Below are 23,114 nucleotides of genomic sequence, written 5' to 3' on the forward strand. Positions count from 1 at the left end.
CATGGCCGGCACGGCCTTCAGGCGTCAGGCCATCACAAGAAAAACGGCAGCTGAGGCTGCCGTTTTAACGGGGGCGAACAGAGCGTCGCCACCGGAGTGTTCACGAACCGGGTTACAGGGTCGCGGCGACTTCGTCGGAGATGGAGCCGTTGTGGTACACCTCCTGCACGTCGTCCAGATCTTCCAGCATGTCGATGAGGCGCATCAGCTTGGGCGCGGTCTCGGCATCCAGCTCGGCTTCGGTGGACGGGATCATGGTCACTTCGGCGCTCTGGGGCTTGAAGCCGGCGGCTTCCAGACCATCGAGCACGGTGCCGAAATCGTTCGGGGTGGTATACACCTCGATGGAGCCATCCTCTTCGGTCACCACGTCGTCGGCACCGGCTTCCAGGGCGGCATCCATCAGAGCATCTTCATCGACACCCACGAAGGTCAGCAGCCCTTTCTTGCTGAACAGGTAGGCAACGGAGCCATCGGTACCCAGGTTGCCACCGCACTTGCTGAAGGCGTGACGCACTTCGGCAACGGTACGGTTGCGGTTGTCGGTCAGGCACTCCACCATGACGGCAGAGCCGGCCGGGCCGTAACCTTCATACACGATGGTCTCGAGCTGTTCGCCATCACCACCGCCGGCGCCACGCTGGATGGCACGGTTGATGGTGTCGCGGGTCATGTTGCCGGTCAGGGCAGCCGCCACCGCCGCACGCAGGCGCGGGTTGTTGGCAGGATCGGCATCACCCAGACGCGCGGAGGTGGTGATTTCGCGGATCAGCTTGGTGAAGATCTTGCCGCGCTTGGCGTCTTGCGCCGCCTTGCGGTGTTTGATGTTGGCCCATTTACTGTGACCTGCCATAGGGACTCTCCGTTATTTTTGAATTTCAGTAACACTGGTCATGACTAATGCAAGGGAAAGGCCGCATTGCTGCGGCCTTTGCTGCCGGTAACGGCTTATTCATCACCCTTGACGGTGGTCGCAATCGCCAGCTCGCCCAGTTGGGCGGCGTTGGCAAAGCTGGGGGCGTCCGTCATCAGACAGGCGGCCGCCGTGGTTTTCGGGAAGGCAATCACATCCCGGATGTTTTCAGTACCGGTCAGCAGCATGCTCAGACGGTCCAGGCCGAAGGCCAGGCCGGCGTGCGGCGGGGTACCGTACTTCAGGGCATCCAGCAGGAAGCCGAACTTCAGACGCTGCTCGGCCGGGGTAATCCCCAGGATGTCGAACACGGTGGCCTGCATCTCGCTGTTGTGGATACGGACAGAACCGCCACCCACTTCGTAGCCGTTGATCACCATGTCGTAGGCGTTGGCGTAAGCGCCTACCGGGTTGGCTTTCAGCTGCTCCGGGCTCAGGCCGCTCGGCGCGGTGAACGGGTGATGCATGGCCGCCAGACCGCCTTCACCATCCTCTTCGAACATCGGGAAGTCGATGACCCACAGCGGCTTCCAGCTGTTCTCCAGCAGACCCAGATCCCGGCCCACTTTCAGACGCAGGGCGCCCATGGCATCGCACACCACTTTCTTGGAGTCGGCACCAAAGAAGATGATGTCGCCATCGGCCGCGCCGGTACGGGCCAGGATCTCGCGCACGATGGCGTCGGAGAGGAACTTGGCCACCGGGGACTGTACCCCTTCGATGCCGTTGGCCGCTTCGTTGACCTTCATCCAGGCCAGGCCCTTGGCACCATAGATGCCGACAAACTTGGTGTACTCGTCGATCTGCTTGCGAGAGAGCTCGGCTCCGCCCGGTACTTTCAGGGCAGCCACGCGGCCTTTCGGATCGTTGGCGGGGCCGGCGAACACGGCGAACTCGACCGCGGTCAGCAGATCTGCCACATCGACCAGCTCCATCGGCAGACGCAGGTCCGGCTTGTCGGAGCCGTAGCGACGCATGGCTTCGTCAAAGGTCATGATCGGGAAGTCGCCCAGATCCACGTTCAGGATGTGCAGCCACAGTTTGCGGATCATCTCTTCCATGATTTCACGCACCTGCGGCGCGGTCATGAAGGAGGTCTCCACGTCGATCTGGGTGAATTCCGGCTGGCGGTCGGCACGCAGGTCTTCGTCGCGGAAGCACTTGACGATCTGGTAGTAGCGATCGAACCCGGACATCATCAGCAACTGCTTGAACAGCTGCGGGGATTGCGGCAGAGCGTAGAACTTGCCCTTGTGCACGCGGCTCGGCACCAGGTAGTCACGGGCCCCTTCCGGGGTGGCCTTGGTCAGCATCGGGGTCTCGATGTCGAGGAAGCCGTGCTCGTCCATGAAGCGGCGCACGAAGGCACTGGCCTTGGCGCGGGTCTTCAGGTACTTGGCCATCTCGGGGCGACGCAGGTCCAGGTAGCGATACTTGAGGCTCACCTCTTCGCTGTTGACCTGGTTGAAGTCCAGCGGCAGCGGCTCGGCACGGTTGATGATGGTCAGCTCGTGGGCAAACACCTCGATGGCACCGGTGGCCATGTCGCTGTTGCGCTGGGAGCCGGGACGGGTGCGTACCACGCCGGAGACCTGAATGCAGAATTCGCCGCGCAGTTCGGAGGCCAGGGCAAAGGCGTCCGGCTTATCCGGATCGAAGAACACCTGCACGATCCCTTCCCGGTCGCGCATGTCGATAAAGATGAGGCCGCCCAGATCGCGACGACGATGGACCCAACCGCACAATGTAATGGTCTGCCCTGCATGGGCCTCATTGACCTGTCCGCAATAGATAGAGCGCATGGACTTCTTCCTTCGAATTTGTAGAGAGACGGTTAACCTGGGTCGCCGGGCACGACTGGCAAGCACCGTCTGTCTCACAGCTGGCCAGATCCTGTTCTTGCCCGGTTTGAAATCTGTCTCGTACTGTCCGACCGCCGGGATCGGACACCTGCCGCCGATATCGGCTCGACCAGAGGCGGCTGGCAAGCGGCCGGGGTGTCGGGCGGAGGGCATCGGCAAGCGATTGTTGTTTGGCCGCATCATGGCCGCTGCCGTCGTCACAATATGCGTACAGCGGCGTGAGTCACAACAAATTGGCAAACAAAAGGGCTGGCATTATAGAGGAAAACCCCCATTTGGGTAAAATGGCCAGCAGCCTCCTTTGCCCTGTTTTTTACATCCCGGGGCAAAAAAGGGGGGTAAAACGAGATAAACCCGCAGACAGGATCCCTCATGAGCCTCTTTTTGGGCCTGCCACAATGGTCTCACCCGGCCTGGCCAGGTCACTTGCTGGGCGTGGGCGCCAAGCCCGCCGAGCACCTCGCCCACTATGCCCGGGTATTCAACACGGTGGAAGGCAATACCACCTTCTACGCCTCGCCGACCCCCGACACGGTCCGGCGCTGGGCCGATGCGGTGCCCGCCCACTTTCGGTTCAGCTTCAAGTTTCCGCAAACCATCAGCCACCAGAGCGATCTGGTGAGCGCCGACAAGCAAGTGAGCGACTTCATCCGCCTGCTGGAGCCCTTGCATGACAAGCTGGGACTGCTCAAGCTGCAGCTGCCCGCCCGCTTCGGCCCACAGGGGCTGCCCCGGCTGGCGGCCTTTTTCGAACGGCTGCCACCGGCGTTTCGCTATGCCCTCGAGGTGCGCCACCCCGATTTCTTCGCCAAGGGCGAGGCGGAGCGGCAGTTGAACCGGCTGCTGATGGAGAGAGGCATCAACCGCATCATGCTCGACAGCCGGCCGCTGTTCTCGGTGCCGGCCACCACGGCAGCCATGATCGATGCCCAGGGCAAGAAGCCGAGGCTGCCGGTGCACCTGCTTGCTACTGCCAATGCCCCCGTGGTGCGGCTCATCGGCCTGCCGGATCCGGCCGCCAACCACCCCTTTCTGCCAGGCTGGCTCCCTCACTGGCGCCAGTGGCTGGCGGAGGGCAAAGATCTCTACCTCTTTATACATACGGCCGACAACGCTCAGTCCCCCGAGCTGGCCCGTCAGGTTGCCCGCCTGCTGGGGGAAGAGATGGCCCCCTGGCCGGGGGAAAACGATCGCGCGCAGCAGGGCGTGCTGCCCTTTTAGTCAGCCGCCTTATCCCGTCTTCCCCGCCGCGAAAAAAAGCCGTTTTTTTGTGGCTGGACGGGGCTTGGCGTCAAGACAAACGCCGACCTTTCCTCTACACTAGCGCCCCAAGTAAGGACCCGGACCGCCAGCCCAGCACAATCCGATGCAGGCAGGCGTCCGGCGCCATAAACAGGGCCCTGACGCCAGTGCGCTGCAACTCGTTGCCGCAGATGGTGCCGCCCTCAGAAAGGACCAGGATGATGGTCCATTGCGAACGGAACCGGCCCGATGGATCTCAAGGCCCGCCACCCCGTTCGTGAACCGGTGACGACCCGGCCCGGACCGGTGTCACCCAACGATTCAATTGAACAAAACAGTCGGTTCGCGCACCGGCTGTCAGGTTGCGCCAGCATGCATACCAAAGATCAGATTTTTGCCGCCCCTATCGCTCGATTGGGGGATTTTTGCTTTGACGAACAGGTCGTCGATGTCTTCCCCGACATGATCCAGCGCTCGGTGCCGGGTTACAGCAACATCATCTCCGCCATCGGCATGATGGCCGCCCGTTACGCCCAGCCACAGAGCCGGCTCTACGACCTCGGCTGTTCGCTCGGCGCCGCCACCCAGGCGATGCGTCGCCACGTCACCCAGCCCGGCTGCCACATCACGGCGGTGGATCTCTCCCACCCCATGATCGAGCGTGCCCGCGCCCACCTCTCCGGCTTCAAGTCCGAGGTACCGGTGGAGCTGGTGGAGGCGGACATCTGCGACATCGCCATCGAGAACGCCTCCGTGGTGGTGCTCAACTTCACCCTGCAGTTCGTCGAGCCCGAAAAGCGGGCCGCCCTGATCCAGCGCATCTTTGATGGGCTGCGCCCGGGCGGGATCCTGATCTTGAGCGAAAAATTCCGCTTCGAAGGTGCGCCGGTCAACGAGCTGCTCATCGACCTGCACCTCGACTTCAAGCGCGCCAACGGTTACAGCGAGCTGGAGATCAGCCAGAAGCGTACCGCCCTTGAGAACGTGATGCGCACCGACAGCCTGCCGGTGCATCAGGCCCGCCTGCGGGATGCCGGCTTCGCCCATCAGGATCTCTGGTTCCAGTGCTTCAACTTCGGCTCCATGATTGCCATCAAATCGAGCGAGCCTGCCCAGCCATGATCGACTTTGCCAACTTCTATCAGCTGATCGCCAAGAATCGGCTGAACCACTGGCTGCATACCCTGCCCGCCCAGCTACACGCCTGGCAGCACGACAACCAGCACGGTGATCTGCCGCGCTGGAACCGCGCCCTCAACAAGCTGCCGCAGGTGGCCCCCGGCCACATCGAGCTGCACAGCCGGGTCGAAATTGGCTCGGCCGAGAGCCTCGGCGAAGGGGAACGCAAGAAGGTGGAGAGCCTGCTGCGCCACTTCATGCCCTGGCGCAAGGGGCCGTTCACGGTGCACGGCATCCACATCGATACCGAATGGCGCTCCGACTGGAAGTGGGATCGGGTACTGCCCCACATCAGCCCGCTTGCCGGTCGCTACGTGCTGGACGTGGGCTGCGGCAGTGGCTACCACCTCTGGCGCATGGTGGGCGAAGGGGCGAAACTCGCGGTCGGCATCGATCCGAGCCCGCTGTTCCTCTGCCAGTTCGAGGCTATTCGCCACTTTGCCGGCAACGACCAGCGTGCCCACCTGCTGCCACTCGGCATTCAGGAGCTGCCGGAGCTGCGGGCGTTTGACACTGTCTTCTCCATGGGAGTGCTCTATCACCGCAAGTCTCCCATCGAACACATCGAACAACTGCGCAACCAGTTGAAAGACGACGGCGAGCTGGTGCTGGAGACGCTGGTGATCGACGGCGGCGTCAACGACGTGCTGGTGCCCACCGATCGCTACGGCAAGATGCGCAACGTCTGGTTCATCCCCTCCAGCGCGGCCCTCAAGTTGTGGGTCGAGCGCTGCGGATTTACCGATGTGCGGATTGTCGACGAGAATATGACCAGCACCGACGAACAGCGTCGTACCGACTGGATGATTAATGAATCCCTGAGTGATTATCTGGATCCAACCAATCCCGCACTCACGGTAGAAGGACACCCGGCACCGAAACGTGCCGTACTGATTGCCAGAAAGGCCAAAGACTAGCCGATGGCGGCTGTGGAAGTTACACTGACCCAATTCCAGGAAGCACAGTTAAATGAATGACATGAAAAGCAAATTAAAAGGAATGACCCTGCTCTCCCTGCTCAGTCTCGGCGGGTGTGTCAGTATGGAGAAAGCGCCCCCGGTACCTACCTTGACGCTGGCCGAGCTTCGCAACGAGATCAATCTGAGCGAGCAGCGCCTGCAAACATCCATGGAACAGCAACAGAAGCAGTATGTGCAGCAACAGCACCTGCTGGTTCAGCTCAACACTGATGTCAACAACATGAAAGAGTCCGTGAACAAAGTCGGCAGCAAGCTCGAATCCCTGCCGCCCGAGCCGCCCAAGCCCATGGCGATCCCGACCGAGAAGTGCCAGGCCCCGAGCCAGGGTCACACCGTCGACGGCAAGCTGCTGGTCGGCGAGGCGGAGTGGATCTGGGTTGACGCGGCCAACGACGCCTTCCAGGCGCGGGTCGATACCGGTGCCACCACCTCCTCCATCAGCGCCCAGGACATCACCATCTTCGAGCGCAACGGCAAGAACTGGGTGCGCTTCTTCCTGAGCCATCAGGAGATGGACGACAAGATCCAGATTGAAGCGCCGCTGGTGCGCCACGTGCGGGTGCGTCAGGCTTCCGCCGACGATCTCGACCGCCGTCCGGTGGTGCGACTTGCGGTACGCATCGGCGACATGACCGAGAAGGCCGAATTTACCCTGAAGGACCGCAGCGACATGGCCTTCCCCGTGCTGCTGGGCCGTGAGTTTTTGAAAGACATCGCCGTGGTTGATGTGGCCCGCGAATATATCCAACCCAAACCCAAGCTCAAGGATGTGAAATAATCCATGGTTTCCCGTAAGCCGTTCTATTTGCTGGTAGCCCTGCTGTACATTGTCGGCCTGGGGATGACGTTCTATCACCACATCGCGCTGGACGTACCGCTCACGCCGGGTGAAAAACGCCAGATCTGGTCCATCGAAGCCAAGCTGGAATTCGAGGCCACCGGCGAGCCGGTGATCGCCTCCCTGGCCATTCCGGGCACCCAGCCCGGTTTCACCCTGATGAACGAGAACGCCGCGAGCCCAGGCTACGGCCTCTCCTTCGTCGAGAAGGATGGCGATGCCCGCGCCGAGTGGTCCATCCGCAGCGCCTCCGGCCGTCAGGAGCTCTACTACCGCGTCGACATGATGGCTGATGCCCATGCCAAACCGGCTGCCAACCCGCTGCCGCCGGCCATCGAGAAGCAGATCGAGAGCGAGCCCTACGCCACCGCCATGAAGCAGATCCTGGAACGTGCCCAGGAGCGCTCCGCCGACGGCTACACCCTCACCCGCGAGATCATCAAGGAAATCGAGAAGCAGGAGCAGAACGCCGAGCTGCTGAAGAAGCACAAGAGCCGCGCCAACCTGATCGCCGAGCTGCTCAACAACGCCGACGTACCGACCCGTGTCGTGCACGCACTGAGCCTGGAAGATGGTCGCCGTCGTCAGGAGCTGGTGGATTACCTGCAGGTGTTCAACAGCCCGACCGACTACAAGCTGTTCAACCCGCAGACCGGTGAACAGGGCCGCCCTGCCAACCTGCTGCTGTGGGAATACAACTCCGGCGCCCTGCTGGACGTGACCGGTGGTCACAACTCCCGCGTCAGCTTCTCGATGATCGAGCAGGAACAGCCGGTCAGCGTGGCGCTGGCCCAGAAGTTTGAAAAATCGGAGATGATGAACTTCTCCATCCACAGCCTGCCGCTGGAAGAGCAGACCCTGTTCAAGGGCTTGCTGCTGATCCCGATCGGCGTGCTGATGGTGGTGTTCCTGCGGGTACTGGTGGGGATCAAGACCTCGGGCACCTTCATGCCGGTGCTGATCGCGGTCGCCTTCATCCAGACCTCGCTGGTCACCGGTCTCATCGGTTTCCTGCTGATCGTCGGCACCGGACTGGTGATCCGCTCCTACCTGTCGCGGCTCAACCTGCTGCTGGTCGCCCGAATATCGGCCATCATCATCATGGTGATCTCGATGATCGGCATCTTCTCCGCGTTCGCCTTCAAGCTGGGACTGACCGATGGCATGAAGATCACCTTCTTCCCGATGATCATCCTTTCCTGGACCATCGAGCGGATGTCCATCCTGTGGGAAGAAGAGGGTCCGAAAGAGGTGTTCCGCCAGGGTGGCGGCTCTCTGCTGGTGGCCGTCATCGCCTATCTGGCCATGGATAACGAACTGATCCGTCACCTCACCTTCAACTTCCTCGGCCTGCAGCTGGTGCTGATGGCGACCGTGCTGTTGATGGGTAACTACACCGGCTACAAGCTGAGCGAGCTCAAGCGCTTCAAGCCGCTGGTGGACGAGATCAAATCGGGTGCCACTCCGGGTAAGGACAAGTAACAGATGTGGTTCTGGGAAAAGTACACCACCCCGTGGAGCCTGTCCCAATCAGGCATCCTCGGCATGAACAAGCGCAACCACTCCTACATCAGCCGCTACAATCCGCGCAGCCTCTACCCGCTGGTGGATGACAAGCTGCAGACCAAGCGCATTGCGCTGGATGCCGGCGTCACGGTACCGGAACTGATCGGTACCATTCGTGCCCAGCACGACGTGAGCCGCATCACCGAGCTGGTGAAGGATTGGCCGGGCTTCTGCATCAAGCCGGCGCGTGGCTCCGGCGGCAAGGGGATCCTGGTGATCCTGCGCCAGGAAGAGGGCCTGTTCTACAAGCCCAATGGCAGCGCCTCCAACGGGCAGGATCTGGAGCGCCATGTCTCCAACATCCTGGCCGGGCTCTATTCGCTGGGCGGCAAGCCCGACGTGGCGCTGGTGGAAGGCCTCATCAACTTCGATGACGTGTTCGACGGCTACTCGTTCGAAGGGGTTCCCGATGCCCGGGTGATCATCTTCAAGGGCTTCCCGGTGATGGCCATGATGCGCCTCTCCACCGCGGCGTCCGACGGCAAGGCGAACCTGCACCAGGGCGCAGTGGGGGTGGGTCTGTGCCTGCGCACCGGCCGTGCGCTGCGGGCAGTGCAGTTCGGCAATCCGCTGCGCCACCACCCGGACACCGGCCTCGATCTCTATGAGCTCAAGGTGCCCCACTGGGACACCCTGCTGACCCTGGCGGCCTCCTGCTACGAGATGTCTGGCCTGGGCTACATCGGGACCGACATGGTGCTGGACAAGTTCCGCGGCCCCATGCTGCTGGAGCTCAACGCTCGGCCGGGCCTCGCCATCCAGATCGCCAACGGCCGCGGTCTGGTGCCCAACCTCAAGACCATCGAGAAGCTGGGTCAGGTGAAGATGAACGTGGAGCAGCGGGTCAACTTCGCCAAGGATCACTTCGGCATCTTTGACGAGTAGTCCGGACACTCATGACAAAAGCGCGCCACAGGGCGCGCTTTTTTATGACTGCTGAATAACGGCCATAAAAAAACCGATGCCTGGGCATCGGTTTTTCACTATCCGGTTTGCCGACCCGATTACAGGGAAGCAGCGTTCTCGGACAAGTACTTGGCAACGCCGTCCGGAGAGGCGGTCATGCCTTTTTTGCCTTTCTCCCACTGAGCCGGACACACTTCGCCGTGCTCTTCGTGGAACTGCAGGGCGTCAACCATACGCAGCATCTCGTCGATGTTGCGGCCCAGCGGCAGATCGTTGACAACCTGGTGACGAACGACACCATTCTTGTCGATCAGGAAGGAGCCACGGAATGCAACGCCGGCTTCCGGGTGCTCGACGTCATAGGCTTTGCAGATCTCGTGCTTGATGTCGGCAACCAGCGGGTACTTGACCGGGCCGATGCCGCCGTCTTCGATCTTGGTGTTGCGCCAGGCGTTGTGGGAGAACTCGGAGTCGATGGAAACACCGATCACTTCCACGCCACGCTTGTTGAACTCTTCCAGACGGTGATCGAAGGCAATCAGCTCGGACGGGCAGACGAAGGTGAAATCGAGCGGATAGAAGAACAGGACGGCTGCCTTGCCCTTGATGTGGGATGCCAGGTTGAAGGAGTCAACGATCTGGCCATTGCCCAGAACGGCAGCAGCGGTGAAATCGGGTGCGGGACGGCCTACCAATACCATATTCAATTCCTCTTTATGTGAAGTGAACAATCCTGTCAGGATCAGGCTACCTAGAGCCAAGTCCGTCTAATTAAAGCGACAAACTATAGCCCCGATGGTAGATTAGTTAAATCAAATTAAATAGATAGTATTAATCGGGTTTTCCTATGCAACGTTGGCCCAGCCTGAAACAGCTGCAATATCTGGTTGCTCTCGACGAGCACAAGAACTTCAACCGCGCCGCCAAGGCCTGTCATGTCAGCCAGTCGACCCTGAGTACCGGGATCCAGACGCTGGAGGACATGATGAACCTGCAACTGGTGGAACGGGACCACAAGAGCTTCATTATGACCCCGGTCGGCATGGAAATCGTCGAGCGAGCTCGCAATTTGCTCTCCGATGCGCGGGATCTGATGGAGCTCGGCCAGCATCAGGGGGGCGTCATGCACGGCACGGTACGCCTGGGCTGTATTCCCACCATAGCCCCCTTCCTGCTCAGCAAGCTGCTGCAGGTGTGCGGCAAGACCTATCCTGAGCTGGAATTGTTGCTGCGTGAAGACACCACCACCAACCTGCTCAAGCAGCTGGAGCAGGGGCAGCTCGACCTGCTGATCCTGGCGCTGCCGGTGGAGATCGGCGGCTTTCACTGCAAAACGGTCGGCCAGGATCCCTTCCACATGGTGATGCCCGCCAGCATGGCGGCCAGCCTGCACACCCCGTTCGACTACAAGGAGCTGCCCAACCAGAGCATCTTCCTGCTGGAGCGGGAGCACTGCCTCACCGAACACGCGGTGAGCGCCTGCCGGCTGCGGGACAAGAGCAAGATCAACCCGTTTGCCGCCACCAGCCTGCACACCCTGGTGCAGATGGTCGGCGCTGGGCTCGGCACCACCTTCCTGCCGCAGATGGCCATCGATGCCGGCATCCTCGACAACACGGATCTGGTGGCCATTCCGCTGCCGGGAGAACATCCCTATCGCGAGATCGGGCTGGTGTGGCGCCCCAGCACCACCCGGGTGCAGACCTTCTACAAGCTGGCGGAGCTGCTCGCCCCGCTCATCGAAAACAAGGCCTGATCCGTCATCCATAAAAAACGCCGGCACTTGCCGGCGTTGTTGTGTTGGGCGCAAGGCCCAGCTCTGTCAGTGACTGGCCGGTGGCCCGAAGATACGGGTGTAGGAGGTCAGGGTCCGTACGCTCACATTCTGCGGGTTGCCGTTCTCGTCGTAGAGCCCTAGCGCCCCGCTCTGCTTGTCATGACCCAGCAGCTGGTGGGCACTCAGATTGCTGAGCGCATCGCTGTCCGCTTTCCACTCCCAGCGCTGACCCAGGCTCAGGCTGCAACTCTGCAGCTGGCCGAGGTTGTTGCCATCCAGGCAGCGGCGGGTATCCTGCGCGCTGACATAGCGGCCGTACTGGTCATAGATGAAGGACTGGGCGGCCGAGGTCTCGTCACAGGTTACCGCGCTCAGACCATGGTTGGCATCTGCGCTCAGGCAGCGGTTGTCAAAGCCCCCCAGCTGCAGGTTGACCGGGCGACCGCCGGTAAACACCGGGTGGTTCCAGTCCACCTTGAAGCTGGTGGACGCCGTCACCCGTCTGCGCTGGTCGGTATCTTCAAAGCCCTGGAAGGAGACATGGGCCCCCACCACGTAGTAGTGCTTGTAGATGCCGGTGTAGATGGGGCGGATGTTGACCGAGGAGTCGATCTTGAACTCGGTGCTGCCCTTCTCGTCCGGCGCCGCCTTGTAGATGACGTCCAGATTCGGCACGAACCCCTTGTAGCTGAGCGGCTGGATACGATTGTGATCCACGTCGTACCCCATGCCCCAGACGGTGGCCGTCTTGGAGGAGAGCAGGGACTCCGCAGTCGCGTACTGATCGCGCACCCAGCTGAAACTCACCTTCTGGGCGCTCGGCGCCGAGCGTTCGACCCGGTAATCCTGGGTATTGTAGGCGAGCTGGCGCTGCTGGCTGAACTTGGCCGACGCCTCCAGCTTGGCCTTGGGCCCATCCTTGTTCACCTCGACCCCGCCGGTGACCCCCACCTCGAAACCCGAGATCTCGCGATGCTCGTACTTGCTGTTGAGGTTGGTCGGCAGGCTCTTGAGCACCGCCGCCTTGGTGTTGGACGCCTCGATGCTGAAGCGATAATCCTGGGCGATGGCATCGGTGGCATAGTCGCGGGCCCAGCCATCCAGCAGCAGGTAGTCCGCGATGTTCTCGCTCCAGCTGAGATCCTCGTTGAGCTGGATGCCGGCACCGGCCGACTCTTCGTCCAGCGAGATCCGCACTATCTTGGCATCCGGCGTGGCGGAGCCGGTGTTGCCAAATTGCAGGGAGCGCTCCAGGTTGACCCGGTAGACCAGCGAGATGTTCGGCGAATCGCAGAACAGCCGATCGCCCCGGCTCCAGGTGCGCGAGCGCGGGAAGGTACACTCGGCATCGCTGATCTTGCGGTTGACGTTGAGGTAGAAGGCCACGTGGGGCAGACCGGCCTCGGCGGCGGGCGGCTGGGTCAGCGAGCGCTTGCGGCGCTTGCCCTGCCCTTCCAGGCTCTCGACCCGATCCATCACCTGATAGAAGGCCGGATCATCGACGCCTCCCAGCAGGGTGAACAGCAACTCTCCCTTGTAGCCGGACACCAGCACCCAGTCCGCATCAAAAGAGATGCCGGCCAGCTGCTCCATGGCCTTTCTGGCCTGCTGTCGCTCATTCTTGTCGGTGACGGCGCTGAAATCGATGAACAGACGCTCGCCCCGTGCCAGCACTCGCTCGCGCAGCTGATCCCGAGTCATGAGCGGCGTCGCCCCCTGCCCCTTCAGCCAGACATCGGCATTGAGATAAATCAGACCCTGTTCGGATTGCAGGCTGGCCAGCATGGCGGTGCCCTGGTCGGTACGTTCGCCAATATCTTCGGCTTGCACGCTGCCTGCCAACAAGGCCAGCGCGAGCAGACTGAGAGTGGGGGCTTGCGTGATGAATTTGCGTGGTTTTTTGTTTTTCATTGTTATCTCCTTGTCGAATCACGCCAAGCTATTTAAACAATGAACGAATACGGCATAACCATATTATTCACGGTTATATTTCGGGGCGTTATTCTGCTTGCCTGTCATGACATTCATTATTCTCGCCGTGAATTAACAGCGTGGCGGCGAATGCATTTATTGTTGACAGAACAAGGATCGCGATACGATCTAAGGTGGATGATTCGGCATGCGCCGATGCTATTACACGGGAGTCGCGCTCTGACGGCAATCTTCCCTCAAGGTCGCCTGACTGCGCCTTGCATCTCGCACCGTGCCCATTGGCTTGGCGGTAGCGTCCATCGGCCTGAACGATGGTGCGACAGCCTGATGCCGCAGGCTTCCTGGTGCGAGGGAACACTCACTGCTATGGACCGGATATCATGGGATGGCCCTCCTCTGTCTGGTGATATTGTCAGCCGACGCCAGTCATTGGCCGAATATTATTATGTGAACCAGTTGCGGGAATATACCCAGAGATATCTTGTGGTGCTGCCATCATATTGGCGGTGAAAATGGCGGGGTCCCTTGCCATTTATTTGATGGCGCCATCATAACGAATTAACCCTGAGACAGAACGTGACACAGATCACGGGGCGGCGTCAACAAGGTTAATTATCATTTCATGCCAAGGCTGATTGGAATAACTACTTTAATATTGAAATACTCATTCAAGATAATCGCCAAATATTATTCAAATGAATACAAACAATATTATGACCCTCTGCATTTGCGCCTCTTTTGAGGTAGCCGGAGGCTGTTTCTTGCAAGCAAGGCTATGTTCGAGCCCCGAACCCCGTTTATGATGGAGACGTTGTCGTCTCGAAGGAGCCCCCATGGATTGCAAATGGCTGCTACCCCTGCTGGCCCTGTTGCTGGCCGCCTGTTCCAGCACACCCGAGCCTGCCCCGCCGCGCCAGCAGAGCAGCGCCTTTGAAGGCTTCTATCAGCAGTGGCGCGGCGTGCCCTATCGCATGGGGGGTTCGGATCGGGCCGGGCTCGACTGCTCCGCCTTCACCCAGCTCGCCTACCAGCAGGTGATGGGCTTCAACCTGCCCAGAACCACCGAATCCCAGGCCAACCTGGGCCGGCCGGTCGATCGCTACCGGCTGCAGCACGGCGATCTGGTCTTCTTCAAAACCGGCTGGCAGCAATACCACGTCGGCGTCTACACCGGCGGTGGGGAGTTCATCCACGCCTCCACCAGCAAGGGGGTGATACGCTCGCGCCTCGACAACGTCTACTGGAACAGCCGCTACTGGCAGGCGCGCCGCCTCACCCAGTGACCACCACAAAACAACAGGGCCCGCGACGGGCCCTGTTGTTGTTGATTCAACGGATGGCTCAGTGCTTGCGATGCCAGCGCGGCGAGGTGGCTCGCTCGCCCCAGGGGGTCACGCAGGGCAACAGCGCCCCTTCGATCACCTTGTCACTGCCGGCCAGGGCCTCGGCAATCTTCTCGTGCAGCACCCGCAGCAGGCGCCCCTCCTGTTCGGCCAGGGAGTGACCCGCGGCAAAAAACTCGCGTTGATGCTGCAACGCCAGCTTCTGGGCAAATTCATAGGTGTTGAAGCAATCCGGCATCCGCTCGACCACATCTTCCAGGCGGGCCAACAAGCTGTTCAGTTCCCTGGTCATAACACTCTCTCCTTGTCGGTTGATAGCCAAAAACTACCCCTTATTGGATAATTCACCAACCCCAAATCCACGAAAGTGTGGAGGCCAGCACAGTCGCCGGGTGAGTCATCCGCGCCCCATCCTAAGCCAACGGGCAAAACTTTACAGCCAGTTAACAAGACGCTAGATTTAGACCGACCAATCAGTCGGTCCCTAACCAGCGGGGTATGCCATGGAAGCGATGCAGTTGCAGGAGGCCACCGACAAGCTGTCGCTCCCGGCCAGACTGGCCAGACTCAGAGACGCCTGTCAGCAACATCCCATGCCGAGTCTGAGCGAGCGCAGAGCCCACCTCAGCCAGCTCAAGCACGCCCTGATCGCCCACAAGCAGCCGCTGTGCGATGCCCTGGCCAAAGACTATGGCCAGCGCAGCGACTACGACAGCATGATTGCCGACATCCTCCCCTGCGTCATGCAGATCAACTACACCCAGAAACGGATCAAGCGCTGGATGCGCCCGCACCGCCGCCACACCGGCCTGCTGCTGGCCCCGGCCAGGGTCGAGGTGTTCTATCAGCCGCTCGGGGTGGTCGGCATCATAGTGCCCTGGAACTTCCCGGTGATGCTGAGCCTCGGCCCCCTCATCAGCGCCATCGCCGCCGGCAACCGCGCCATGCTGAAGCTCTCCGAGTTCACCCCGCACACCAACCGGGTGCTGCGCGAGCTGCTGGACGGCGTCTTCGACGAGCGCGAGGTGATGGTGATTGAAGGTGATGCCCAGGTGGCGGCCGCCTTCAGCGCCCTGCCCTTCGATCACCTGCTGTTTACCGGCTCCACCGCCGTGGGCCGGCTGGTGATGGCCGCGGCGGCCCCCCAGCTCACCCCGCTCACCCTGGAACTCGGTGGCAAGAGCCCCTGCCTCATCGCCCCCGACATGCCGCTGGCGCTGGCGGTGGAGCGGATGATCTTCGGCAAGAGCCTCAACGCCGGCCAGATCTGCGTCGCCCCCGACTATGTGCTGTTGCCGCGCGGTCAGGAGCAGGCCTTTGTCGAGGCCTATCGCGATCACTTCGCCCGCCTCTATCCCCAGGGGCTGGGGAGCCAGGATTACGGCTCCATCATCAATGGCCGCCAATATGAACGGCTCACCAGCTGGCTGGCCGAAGCCGAGCGGGCAGGCGCCCAGATACACCCCTGTGGCAGCCCGGCCCGGGACGATGGCGCCCACCGCCTGCTGCCCCATCTGCTGACCGAGGTGCCCAGCCACTGCCAGCTGATGCAACAGGAGATTTTCGGCCCGCTGCTGCCGATCGTGCCCTATGATTCGCTGGACGAGGCGCTCGCCTACATAGCCGCGCGGCCCCGTCCGCTCGCCTTCTACCTGATGAGCCTGGATCCCGCCCTGCAGCACAAGGTGATCCGGGAGACCCACTCCGGCGGCATGGCCATCAACGACAGCCTGTTCCAGGTGGCGGCCGACGACGTGCCCTTTGGCGGCATCGGCGCCTCCGGCATGGGCCACTACCACGGCCACGAGGGGTTTCTCACCTTCTCCAAGGCCAAGACCGTGCTGAGCCGGGGACGCTTCAGCACCGGCACCATGGTGCACCCTCCCTATCGGCGCTGGCACCAGCGGCTGATGATGGCCCTGTTTTTGCGCTAACGAGACCAGCATGAACACACCCGTGACCGACAAGCGCCGCCAGATCCTGGATGCCGCCCTTGCCCTGTGTGCCGAAGATGGCTTGCAGGGCGCCGCCACCGCCCGCATCGCCAAGGCGGCCGGAGTGGCCAACGGCACCCTGTTTCACCACTTTCCCAGCAAGGAGGTGCTGATCCAGAGCCTCTACCAGGACATCAAGCTGCGCCTCGGCGCCGCCATCACCGAGGCTGACGCCGCCCTGCCCCTTCAGGAGCAGGCGCGCCACTACTGGAGCCAGGCGATGGCCTGGATGCAGGCCCACCCCCACGAGCTCAAGTTCGTGCTGGGCTTCTTTCACTCCCCCCTGCTGGCTCGCCCGCTGCGCAGCCAGATCCTGAGCGACACCCTGCGTTTTCTACCCCGCCTGCTGGCCCAGGGCCAGACCAGCGGCGAATTGATGCAAGCTCCACCGGCCCTGATGCTGGAGGTGTGCCAGGGCCAGTTCCTAGCCTGCGCCTCGCTGTTTGTCGACCAACCTGAACTGGGACGGGACGGCCACTGGCAAGCCAGCGCCTTCGCCCTGTTCTGGTCCGCCATCTCGGGAGTTCACGCCTATGCACAACCGACATCTTGATACCCTGGCGGCGCAGGGTCGCCGCCTCTGGATCAGCTGCCTGCTCTGGATCATCGGCCGCACCCTGTGCCGCGCCGCCCGCATCGACGAGGCGGTACGCCAGGAGCTCGCCCCCCTGCCGGATGGGCTCACCATCCGGCTGGAGGTGAGCGGCATGGCCCACGGCCTGACCATTCACAAGGCGGCCGGCCGCTGGCAGAGCGGCCCCACGCCCGACACCGGTGGGCTGCATCCGCTGCGGGTGCGCTTCAAGCATCCCGCCATCGCCTTTCGCGCCCTCAGCTTTCGGCTCGGGGTCAATCAGGCGTTCAGCGAAAACCGTCTGCTGGTGGAGGGGGATCTCACCGTCGCCATGCACCTGGTGCGGGCGCTGGAGCAGTTGCAGGCGCTGATCCTGCCGGCCTTCATCGCGCGGCCACTGCTGCGCCACTATCCTGACCCGCGCCACAAGCTGAGCCGGGCCTGCCACATCTACCTGGGTCTGTTGACCGGCTGAACGAGAGGATGAGCACCATGAGTCGCTATTACGATTTTTTCTGTCCGGTCAAACTGATGGCGGGCGAGCAGGCGCTGGAGCAACTGGCCGGCGAACTGGCGGGATTGGGGGCGCGCAGGCCGCTGCTGCTCACTGATAAAGGGGTCAGCGGCACTGGCCTGGCCACCCTGCTGGCCGGGGTACTGGCCGAAGGGGAGCTGCCGGTGGCCGCCATCTGGGACGAGATCCCGGCCGACTCCTCCACCGCCGTGGTGGAGCGGATTGCGGCCCGTCACCGGGAGCTCGGCTGTGACAGCCTGGTGGCGCTGGGCGGCGGCTCCGTCATCGACACCGCCAAGGCGGTCAACATTCTCGCCTCCATGGGGGGGACGCGGCTGCTGGATTACGCCGGCGCAGGCTGTCTGACCCGGCCGCTGCAACCGCTGGCGGTGGTACCCACCACGGCGGGCACCGGCTCGGAAGTGACCCTGGTAGCGGTGATCAAGGACGAGGCGAGCGGGCGCAAGGTGCCCTTTACCTCCCCCTTCCTGCTGCCCCAGCTGGCGGTGCTGGATCCCCGCCTCACCCAGGGGCTGCCGCTCAACATCACCGCTGCCACCGCCATGGATGCCATGACCCACGCCATCGAGGCCTTCATCGGCAACGCCAAGAACCCGGTCAGCGACGCCCTGGCCCTGATGGCGGTGGAGAAGATCGCCAACGCCCTGCCCCAGGTACTGAACAACCCGCAGGACAAGCGGCTGCGGCTGCAGCTGGCGGAAGGCTCCACCCTGGCGGGCATGGCCTTCTCCAACTCCATGGTGGGGCTGGTGCACGCCCTCGGCCACAGTCTGGGGGCCCGCTGCCACCTGCCCCACGGCCTGTGCATGAACCTCTTCCTGCCCACCGTGCTCGACTACAACCGGCCGGGCATCGATCCCGAGCTGGCCCGTCTGCTGCTGCCGCTGGTGGGGGCCGAGCGCTTTGCCGCAACCCCGGCCGCCGCGCGGGCCCAGGCCGCCATCGAGGCGCTGCAGGCGCTGCGCGATACCCTGTGGCAGGCGGTCAAGCTGCCGCGCACCTTGCGCGAGGCTGGCGTCACCGACAAGGCGCTGCTGCCCGAGATCCGCGATCTCGCCATCAACGACGGCGCCCTGCTCTACAACCGCAAGGATGCCGACCGCACCCAGCTGCTCGGCCTGCTCGAGCTCGCCTGGGAGTAATCGGACAGAGGCCCCGCATCGCGGGGCCTCCTGTTACCAGCTGATGGTGGCGCCGGCGCCGTAGTTGCCGCGCTCCTCGGGCGCTTTTTCACGCCAGATGGACTCCTTGTTGCGGCGCACGGCCTCTTCCCGTTCCTGATTGCGTTCCCAGACGGGCTTCACCTCATCCAGCGGCCGCTCGTGTTTCTGCCCCAGGTGATCAATCACCGAGCACTGTTTGTCGCCGCACTGATAGGCATAGGGCTCGACGGTACAACCCGCCGTGGCCAGACACAGGCCAAACAGAGAAAGACGAAGGGAGGAAGGCAAGATCATGGGACGCTCCTGTTTGCATCGGTCAACCAAGGGCGCCGAGTGTCAAACAGGAGGCAAATGGAATCAACCCTGCCAGCAGGGTTGATTGTTACAAGGGGTACACAGTGCAATGTATCAGCAAGCTGTTGATACATATCATGTTAATCATCGCGCTGACGCAAGCACTCAGCCTTGCTCGTCGCTAAACACCCCGGTGGAGAGGTAGCGATCCCCCCGATCGCAGATGATGGCCACCACCACCCCCTGTTTGATCTCTGCCGCCACCTGCAAGGCGCCGGCCACGGCGCCCCCCGAGCTGACCCCGCAGCAGATCCCCTCCTCCCGCGCCAGCCGGCGCATCATGGCGAGCGCCTCCTGCTGGGTCACGTCCAGCACCCGATCGACCCGGGCAGGCTCGAAAATGGCCGGCAGGTAGGCTGCAGGCCAGCGCCGGATCCCCGGGATCTGGCTCCCCTCGGCCGGTTGCAGGCCGATCACCTGCACCGCCGGGTTCTGCTCCTTGAGGTAGCGGGAGACCCCCATGATGGTGCCCGTGGTGCCCATGGCCGAGACGAAGTGAGTGACCGCCCCCTCGCTCTGGCGCCAGATCTCGGGGCCGGTGGAGAGGTAATGAGCATCCGGGTTGGCCGGGTTGTTGAACTGATCGAGCACCAGCCCCTCACCCCGCGCCTGCATCGCCAGGGCGAGGTCTCGCGCGGCCTCCATGCCGCCCTCCACCAGCACCAGCTCGGCGCCGTAGGCCTGCATGGCATCGCGCCGCTCCTGGCTCATGGTATTTGGCATAATGAGTCGCATCCGGTAGCCTCGCGCCGCCGCCACCATGGCCAGCGCGATGCCGGTGTTGCCGGAGGTAGCCTCGATGAGGCGGGCCCCAGGCGCTAAGTGACCGCTCGCCTCCGCGCACTTGATGAGGTTCAGCGCCGGCCTGTCCTTGACCGAGCCGGCCGGGTTGTTGCCCTCCAGCTTGACCAGCAGGGTGACACCGGGGTGGGGATTGATGCGACGCAGCGCCAGCAGGGGGGTATTGCCGATCAACTCTTCCAGCGTGGCAAAAGCCATAATGGGATCCATCCTTCGTGAACTGTTCTATACCTTGGCTAGCGGGTATGTACCCGGCCGGGCTCGCAGTGTAAGCGACCCCGAACAGTTGGCAAAGGGGCGCCAACATGGTCAGATAACCCCATCCCCCGTACCGAGGAGCAAGCATGAGCGAGATCATTCATCAGGCCAACCAGCAGCAATTCATCTGTGTGGTGGATGGCAAGGAGTCCAGGCTGCGTTACCGGCGCCTCGACGCCAAGACCATCGACGCCTACAGCACCTTCGTCCCGCCCGAGCTCAGGGTGCAGGGGATCGCCGATCAGCTGGCGCGCACCTTCTACAGCTGGACCCAGGCAGAAGGGCTCACCATAGTGCCGAGCTGCAGCTACATCGACGTCTGGTTGCGCCGCAATGCCGGCTGACACCCAGACGCGTCACAGCACGCCAGCCTCGCACGCTCGCCAGAGCGCCCTGGAAGCCGACCTGCAGGCGCAGACCGAAGCCCTGCTGCGGGCCGATGATCAGCGCATGGATTGCCTGCGGGCAGCCCGTGAACTGGCACTGCCCGACTGGACGCTGGGAGCCGGTTTTATCCGCAACCTCATCTGGGATCACCTGCACCATAAATCGGTGCCGACCGCCCTCAACGACATCGATCTTATCTATCTGGACAGTGCTGATCTCACTGGATTGCAGGAGGCCGAACACGAAGCCTGGCTCGCCGCCAGGGTGCCGGGCCAGCAGTGGGAGGTGCGCAACCAGGCCCGCATGCATGTGCGCCAGCGTGTGCCCCCGTTCACCAGCTCGCTCTCGGCCCTCAGCCACTGGGTGGAGGTGCCCACCTGCATCGGGGTCCGGCTGCTGGCAGACGATTCATTCGAGTGGCTGGCCCCCTACGGCTTTGCCCCCAACTGGTCCCTGCAGGTGGATCCCAACCCGCGCTGCCGCCAGGAGCGCCGGGTCTTTACCGAGCGGGTCAAGGCCAAGGGGTGGCAACGGCTGTGGCCTGACCTGGTGGTGAACTGGCCATAACCTGATTGCAATGTTTCGATAACCTTGGGCACACTAAGGAAAAGCTGTTTGTAACTCAATGGGTTAAATAATGCGCGACTTCTTCTCACTCGAACGCTGGCTACCGGGCCTCGCCGCCCTGCTGCAATACCAGCGGGCCTGGCTGATGCCGGATATGCGCGCTGGATTGTCGGTGGCCGCCGTGGCCCTGCCCGTGGCCATCGCCTATGCGGAGCTGGCTGGGGTGGGGCCGCTGGTCGGCCTCTACTCCTGCATCCTGCCCATGCTGGTGTATGCCCTGTTCGGCACCTCCCGCCAGCTCATCGTCGGCCCGGACGCCGCCACCTGCGCGGTGATCGCCGCCGTGGTGACCCCCCTCGCCGCCGGGGATGCCACCCGCCACTGGCAGCTGGTGATGACCATGACCGCCATGACCGGCTTCTGGTGCCTCATCGCCAGCCGCTTCAAGCTGGGGGTGCTGGCGGACTTTCTCTCCCGCCCAATCCTGATGGGGCTGCTCAACGGGGTGGCCATCACCATCATGGTGGGCCAGCTTTCCAAGATCTTCGGCTTCACCTTCAGCGAACGCTACCTCATCGAGCGGATCGCCGGCGGCGCCAGCTACATCACCCAGACCCATCTGCCGACCCTGGCCATGAGCCTGACCGCCCTGCTCACCCTGCTGCTGGCCAAGCGCTTCAAGCCGGCCTGGCCCTCCTCCATGGTGGCCATGGTGGTGACGGCGGGACTGGTGTGGGCGCTCGATCTCGGCCAGTTCGGCATCGCCACCCTGGGCGCCATCGGCTCCGGCCTGCCCGCCTTCCAGCTACCGGAGTTTCCCCCCGGCCTGATGCGGGAACTGGTGCTGCCGGCGCTCAACCTGGCCATGGTGAGCTTCGTCTCCATGATGCTGACCGCCCGCAGCTTCGCCGCCAAGAACGGCTACGAGATCGATGCGGACAAGGAGTTTCGTGCCCTCGGCATGGCCAACCTGGCGGCGGCTGCCTCCCAGGGCTTTGCCATCAGCGGCGCGGATTCGCGCACCGCGGTCAACGATGCCAACGGCGGCAAGAGCCAGCTGGTCTCCATCATCGCCGCCGCCGTCATCGCCCTGGTCACCTTCTATCTGACAGCGCCGCTGCAATACATCCCCACCGCCGCCCTCGGCGTGGTGCTGGTGATGGCATCTTTGTCGCTCACCGACTTTCGCGGCCTGTGGGCCCTGCGCCACTCCGATCGCTCCGCCTTCTGGCTGGCGCTCATCACCTTCATCAGCGTGCTGGCCATGGGGGTCATTCCGGGCATCACCCTCGCGGTGCTGCTGGGGCTGTTCCAGTTCCTGCGCAACGTGATGCGCCCCACCGACCAGCTACTCGGCATGGACGACGAGGGGGTGGTGCGTACCCTGGGGGACAACGAGCAGGCCAAGGCCATTCCCGGCATCCTGGTCTATCGCTTCAACTCGCCGCTTACCTACTTCAACGCCCCCTACTTCAAACGGCGGGTGCTGGCGCTGCTGGTGCAGGATCCCCACAGCCCCAAATGCCTGGTGGTGGATGCGGTGGCCTGCTTCACCCATCAGGACATCAGCGTGATGAGCATGCTGGGGGAGCTGCACAAGGATCTGAAACGGCGCGGCATCCACATGGTGATGGCCGGCCGCCACGGCCAGATGAGCCTGTGGCTCAAGCAGGCCGGGATCCGGGTCGGCGACGAGGGGATCATCCTCTGCCCCGACATGTATCAGGCACTGCGCATGACCCGCTGCTACCGCGAGCCGGTGTTCAAGGATGACGAGGTGGTGGAGAGCACTACCGAGGCCATCCTCTCGCGCTGGCCCCAGGATGATGCCCTGCCCGATTCGGCGCGCCTCACCCTGCCCAGCGAACAGGAGGCGGGTGCCACCCCGGCCTGATCCAGTGCTGGCCCTGCCCATGGCGGCAGGGCCCGCGCTCTCTTCCCCT

Annotated in this window: 22 protein-coding genes; 15 read left to right on the forward strand and 7 right to left on the reverse strand. The window is 62.8% G+C overall.

Annotated features, from left to right (window positions below; all coding sequences use genetic code 11):
- Nucleotides 1-112: 112 nt before the first annotated feature.
- Both C2U40_RS13720 and aspS read right to left on the reverse strand, forming a co-directional pair.
- The gene (locus C2U40_RS13720) at nucleotides 113-853 is read right to left on the reverse strand and encodes a YebC/PmpR family DNA-binding transcriptional regulator (protein WP_011705419.1); all 741 of its coding nucleotides are present in this window, start codon (nucleotides 851-853) and stop codon (nucleotides 113-115) included.
- 95 nt (nucleotides 854-948) lie between these two features.
- Entirely contained in the window at nucleotides 949-2,715 is a 1,767-nt protein-coding gene (gene aspS / locus C2U40_RS13725) for an aspartate--tRNA ligase (RefSeq protein WP_158656442.1), read from the reverse strand.
- 432 nt (nucleotides 2,716-3,147) lie between these two features.
- Here aspS and C2U40_RS13730 point away from each other — a divergent pair, with 432 nt between their 5' ends.
- The 6 genes from C2U40_RS13730 to C2U40_RS13755 all read left to right on the forward strand — a co-directional run bounded on the left by C2U40_RS13730 (nucleotide 3,148) and on the right by C2U40_RS13755 (nucleotide 9,465).
- Nucleotides 3,148-3,996 carry a DUF72 domain-containing protein gene (locus tag C2U40_RS13730; RefSeq protein ID WP_042066602.1) on the forward strand — a complete coding sequence of 283 codons (849 nt, stop codon included), beginning with the start codon at nucleotides 3,148-3,150 and terminating at the stop codon, nucleotides 3,994-3,996.
- Between the two features lie 393 nt (nucleotides 3,997-4,389).
- Nucleotides 4,390-5,139 (forward strand): carboxy-S-adenosyl-L-methionine synthase CmoA, encoded by a 750-nt coding sequence (gene cmoA / locus C2U40_RS13735; protein WP_103827966.1) that lies wholly within the window; start codon nucleotides 4,390-4,392, stop codon nucleotides 5,137-5,139.
- Entirely contained in the window at nucleotides 5,136-6,113 is a 978-nt protein-coding gene (gene cmoB / locus C2U40_RS13740; RefSeq protein WP_181014817.1) for a tRNA 5-methoxyuridine(34)/uridine 5-oxyacetic acid(34) synthase CmoB, read from the forward strand. Before cmoA ends, cmoB begins: the two co-directional genes overlap by 4 nt.
- 52 nt (nucleotides 6,114-6,165) lie before the next feature.
- Nucleotides 6,166-6,954 (forward strand): ATP-dependent zinc protease family protein, encoded by a 789-nt coding sequence (locus C2U40_RS13745; protein WP_039213166.1) that lies wholly within the window; start codon nucleotides 6,166-6,168, stop codon nucleotides 6,952-6,954.
- 3 nt (nucleotides 6,955-6,957) lie between these two features.
- Entirely contained in the window at nucleotides 6,958-8,496 is a 1,539-nt protein-coding gene (locus C2U40_RS13750; protein WP_011705413.1) for an inactive transglutaminase family protein, read from the forward strand.
- Between the two features lie 3 nt (nucleotides 8,497-8,499).
- Nucleotides 8,500-9,465 carry an alpha-L-glutamate ligase-like protein gene (locus C2U40_RS13755; RefSeq protein WP_011705412.1) on the forward strand — a complete coding sequence of 322 codons (966 nt, stop codon included), beginning with the start codon at nucleotides 8,500-8,502 and terminating at the stop codon, nucleotides 9,463-9,465.
- A 119-nt stretch (nucleotides 9,466-9,584) separates the two neighbouring features.
- Here the strand turns inward: C2U40_RS13755 and C2U40_RS13760 are convergent, their stop codons facing one another.
- The gene (locus C2U40_RS13760; RefSeq protein ID WP_005299113.1) at nucleotides 9,585-10,187 is read right to left on the reverse strand and encodes a peroxiredoxin C; all 603 of its coding nucleotides are present in this window, start codon (nucleotides 10,185-10,187) and stop codon (nucleotides 9,585-9,587) included.
- Nucleotides 10,188-10,333: 146 nt separating this feature from the next.
- On the opposite strand from C2U40_RS13760, the gene C2U40_RS13765 reads away from it, so the two are divergent.
- On the forward strand, nucleotides 10,334-11,242 hold the full coding sequence (locus tag C2U40_RS13765) for a hydrogen peroxide-inducible genes activator (protein ID WP_011705410.1): 909 nt from the start codon (nucleotides 10,334-10,336) through the stop codon (nucleotides 11,240-11,242).
- A 66-nt stretch (nucleotides 11,243-11,308) separates the two neighbouring features.
- Here C2U40_RS13765 and ahh1 read toward each other — a convergent pair whose 3' ends face one another.
- Nucleotides 11,309-13,174, reverse strand: coding sequence for a hemolysin Ahh1 (ahh1, locus tag C2U40_RS13770; RefSeq protein ID WP_103827968.1), 1,866 nt, complete (start codon nucleotides 13,172-13,174; stop codon nucleotides 11,309-11,311).
- An 854-nt stretch (nucleotides 13,175-14,028) separates the two neighbouring features.
- Between ahh1 and C2U40_RS13775 the strand changes: the two genes are divergently transcribed.
- Nucleotides 14,029-14,478 carry a C40 family peptidase gene (locus tag C2U40_RS13775; RefSeq protein WP_011705408.1) on the forward strand — a complete coding sequence of 150 codons (450 nt, stop codon included), beginning with the start codon at nucleotides 14,029-14,031 and terminating at the stop codon, nucleotides 14,476-14,478.
- 58 nt (nucleotides 14,479-14,536) lie between these two features.
- Here the strand turns inward: C2U40_RS13775 and C2U40_RS13780 are convergent, their stop codons facing one another.
- The gene (locus tag C2U40_RS13780) at nucleotides 14,537-14,830 is read right to left on the reverse strand and encodes a hypothetical protein (protein WP_005299095.1); all 294 of its coding nucleotides are present in this window, start codon (nucleotides 14,828-14,830) and stop codon (nucleotides 14,537-14,539) included.
- Between the two features lie 211 nt (nucleotides 14,831-15,041).
- On the opposite strand from C2U40_RS13780, the gene C2U40_RS13785 reads away from it, so the two are divergent.
- Genes C2U40_RS13785 through C2U40_RS13800 form a run of 4 tightly spaced genes read left to right on the forward strand, consistent with a single transcriptional unit; the run spans nucleotide 15,042 to nucleotide 18,783 of the window.
- Nucleotides 15,042-16,472: a coniferyl aldehyde dehydrogenase gene (locus C2U40_RS13785; RefSeq protein WP_103827969.1), complete on the forward strand. Its 1,431-nt coding sequence runs from the start codon at nucleotides 15,042-15,044 to the stop codon at nucleotides 16,470-16,472.
- A 10-nt stretch (nucleotides 16,473-16,482) separates the two neighbouring features.
- Nucleotides 16,483-17,085 (forward strand): TetR/AcrR family transcriptional regulator, encoded by a 603-nt coding sequence (locus tag C2U40_RS13790; RefSeq protein ID WP_103827970.1) that lies wholly within the window; start codon nucleotides 16,483-16,485, stop codon nucleotides 17,083-17,085.
- A complete protein-coding gene (locus C2U40_RS13795) occupies nucleotides 17,066-17,581 on the forward strand; it encodes an SCP2 sterol-binding domain-containing protein (protein WP_103827971.1) in 516 nt (171 codons plus the stop codon). The genes C2U40_RS13790 and C2U40_RS13795 overlap by 20 nt, the downstream gene beginning before the upstream one ends.
- Nucleotides 17,582-17,598: 17 nt before the next feature.
- A complete protein-coding gene (locus C2U40_RS13800; protein WP_103827972.1) occupies nucleotides 17,599-18,783 on the forward strand; it encodes an iron-containing alcohol dehydrogenase in 1,185 nt (394 codons plus the stop codon).
- A gap of 33 nt (nucleotides 18,784-18,816) precedes the next feature.
- Here the strand turns inward: C2U40_RS13800 and C2U40_RS13805 are convergent, their stop codons facing one another.
- Together C2U40_RS13805 and cysM are read right to left on the reverse strand one after the other, a co-directional pair.
- On the reverse strand, nucleotides 18,817-19,098 hold the full coding sequence (locus C2U40_RS13805; RefSeq protein ID WP_103827973.1) for a hypothetical protein: 282 nt from the start codon (nucleotides 19,096-19,098) through the stop codon (nucleotides 18,817-18,819).
- Nucleotides 19,099-19,263: 165 nt separating this feature from the next.
- On the reverse strand, nucleotides 19,264-20,169 hold the full coding sequence (cysM, locus tag C2U40_RS13810) for a cysteine synthase CysM (RefSeq protein WP_103827974.1): 906 nt from the start codon (nucleotides 20,167-20,169) through the stop codon (nucleotides 19,264-19,266).
- A 134-nt stretch (nucleotides 20,170-20,303) separates the two neighbouring features.
- Here cysM and C2U40_RS13815 point away from each other — a divergent pair, with 134 nt between their 5' ends.
- The 3 genes from C2U40_RS13815 (at nucleotide 20,304) to C2U40_RS13825 (ending at nucleotide 23,065) form a co-directional block, all read left to right on the forward strand.
- A complete protein-coding gene (locus C2U40_RS13815; RefSeq protein ID WP_011705401.1) occupies nucleotides 20,304-20,561 on the forward strand; it encodes a GNAT family N-acetyltransferase in 258 nt (85 codons plus the stop codon).
- Nucleotides 20,551-21,171: a nucleotidyltransferase family protein gene (locus tag C2U40_RS13820; protein ID WP_103827975.1), complete on the forward strand. Its 621-nt coding sequence runs from the start codon at nucleotides 20,551-20,553 to the stop codon at nucleotides 21,169-21,171. Before C2U40_RS13815 ends, C2U40_RS13820 begins: the two co-directional genes overlap by 11 nt.
- Before the next feature lie 70 nt (nucleotides 21,172-21,241).
- A complete protein-coding gene (locus tag C2U40_RS13825) occupies nucleotides 21,242-23,065 on the forward strand; it encodes a SulP family inorganic anion transporter (RefSeq protein ID WP_011705399.1) in 1,824 nt (607 codons plus the stop codon).
- Nucleotides 23,066-23,114 lie beyond the last annotated feature (49 nt).

The sequence above is a fragment of the Aeromonas sp. ASNIH4 genome, assembly GCF_002934425.1.
Taxonomy (GTDB): domain Bacteria; phylum Pseudomonadota; class Gammaproteobacteria; order Enterobacterales; family Aeromonadaceae; genus Aeromonas; species Aeromonas hydrophila.

Coding starts and splice junctions, on each gene's coding strand:
- C2U40_RS13765 (WP_011705410.1), top strand. CDS start 10,334: ATGCAACGTTGGCCCAGCCTGAAACAGCTGCAATATCTGGTTGCTCTC.
- cysM (WP_103827974.1), bottom strand. CDS start 20,169: ATGGATCCCATTATGGCTTTTGCCACGCTGGAAGAGTTGATCGGCAAT.
- ahh1 (WP_103827968.1), bottom strand. CDS start 13,174: ATGAAAAACAAAAAACCACGCAAATTCATCACGCAAGCCCCCACTCTC.
- C2U40_RS13820 (WP_103827975.1), top strand. CDS start 20,551: ATGCCGGCTGACACCCAGACGCGTCACAGCACGCCAGCCTCGCACGCT.
- C2U40_RS13750 (WP_011705413.1), top strand. CDS start 6,958: ATGGTTTCCCGTAAGCCGTTCTATTTGCTGGTAGCCCTGCTGTACATT.
- C2U40_RS13785 (WP_103827969.1), top strand. CDS start 15,042: ATGGAAGCGATGCAGTTGCAGGAGGCCACCGACAAGCTGTCGCTCCCG.
- cmoB (WP_181014817.1), top strand. CDS start 5,136: ATGATCGACTTTGCCAACTTCTATCAGCTGATCGCCAAGAATCGGCTG.
- C2U40_RS13775 (WP_011705408.1), top strand. CDS start 14,029: ATGGATTGCAAATGGCTGCTACCCCTGCTGGCCCTGTTGCTGGCCGCC.
- C2U40_RS13795 (WP_103827971.1), top strand. CDS start 17,066: ATGCACAACCGACATCTTGATACCCTGGCGGCGCAGGGTCGCCGCCTC.
- C2U40_RS13755 (WP_011705412.1), top strand. CDS start 8,500: ATGTGGTTCTGGGAAAAGTACACCACCCCGTGGAGCCTGTCCCAATCA.
- C2U40_RS13760 (WP_005299113.1), bottom strand. CDS start 10,187: ATGGTATTGGTAGGCCGTCCCGCACCCGATTTCACCGCTGCTGCCGTT.
- C2U40_RS13780 (WP_005299095.1), bottom strand. CDS start 14,830: ATGACCAGGGAACTGAACAGCTTGTTGGCCCGCCTGGAAGATGTGGTC.
- C2U40_RS13745 (WP_039213166.1), top strand. CDS start 6,166: ATGAATGACATGAAAAGCAAATTAAAAGGAATGACCCTGCTCTCCCTG.
- C2U40_RS13730 (WP_042066602.1), top strand. CDS start 3,148: ATGAGCCTCTTTTTGGGCCTGCCACAATGGTCTCACCCGGCCTGGCCA.
- C2U40_RS13790 (WP_103827970.1), top strand. CDS start 16,483: ATGAACACACCCGTGACCGACAAGCGCCGCCAGATCCTGGATGCCGCC.
- C2U40_RS13805 (WP_103827973.1), bottom strand. CDS start 19,098: ATGATCTTGCCTTCCTCCCTTCGTCTTTCTCTGTTTGGCCTGTGTCTG.
- C2U40_RS13825 (WP_011705399.1), top strand. CDS start 21,242: ATGCGCGACTTCTTCTCACTCGAACGCTGGCTACCGGGCCTCGCCGCC.
- C2U40_RS13720 (WP_011705419.1), bottom strand. CDS start 853: ATGGCAGGTCACAGTAAATGGGCCAACATCAAACACCGCAAGGCGGCG.
- C2U40_RS13800 (WP_103827972.1), top strand. CDS start 17,599: ATGAGTCGCTATTACGATTTTTTCTGTCCGGTCAAACTGATGGCGGGC.
- C2U40_RS13815 (WP_011705401.1), top strand. CDS start 20,304: ATGAGCGAGATCATTCATCAGGCCAACCAGCAGCAATTCATCTGTGTG.
- aspS (WP_158656442.1), bottom strand. CDS start 2,715: ATGCGCTCTATCTATTGCGGACAGGTCAATGAGGCCCATGCAGGGCAG.
- cmoA (WP_103827966.1), top strand. CDS start 4,390: ATGCATACCAAAGATCAGATTTTTGCCGCCCCTATCGCTCGATTGGGG.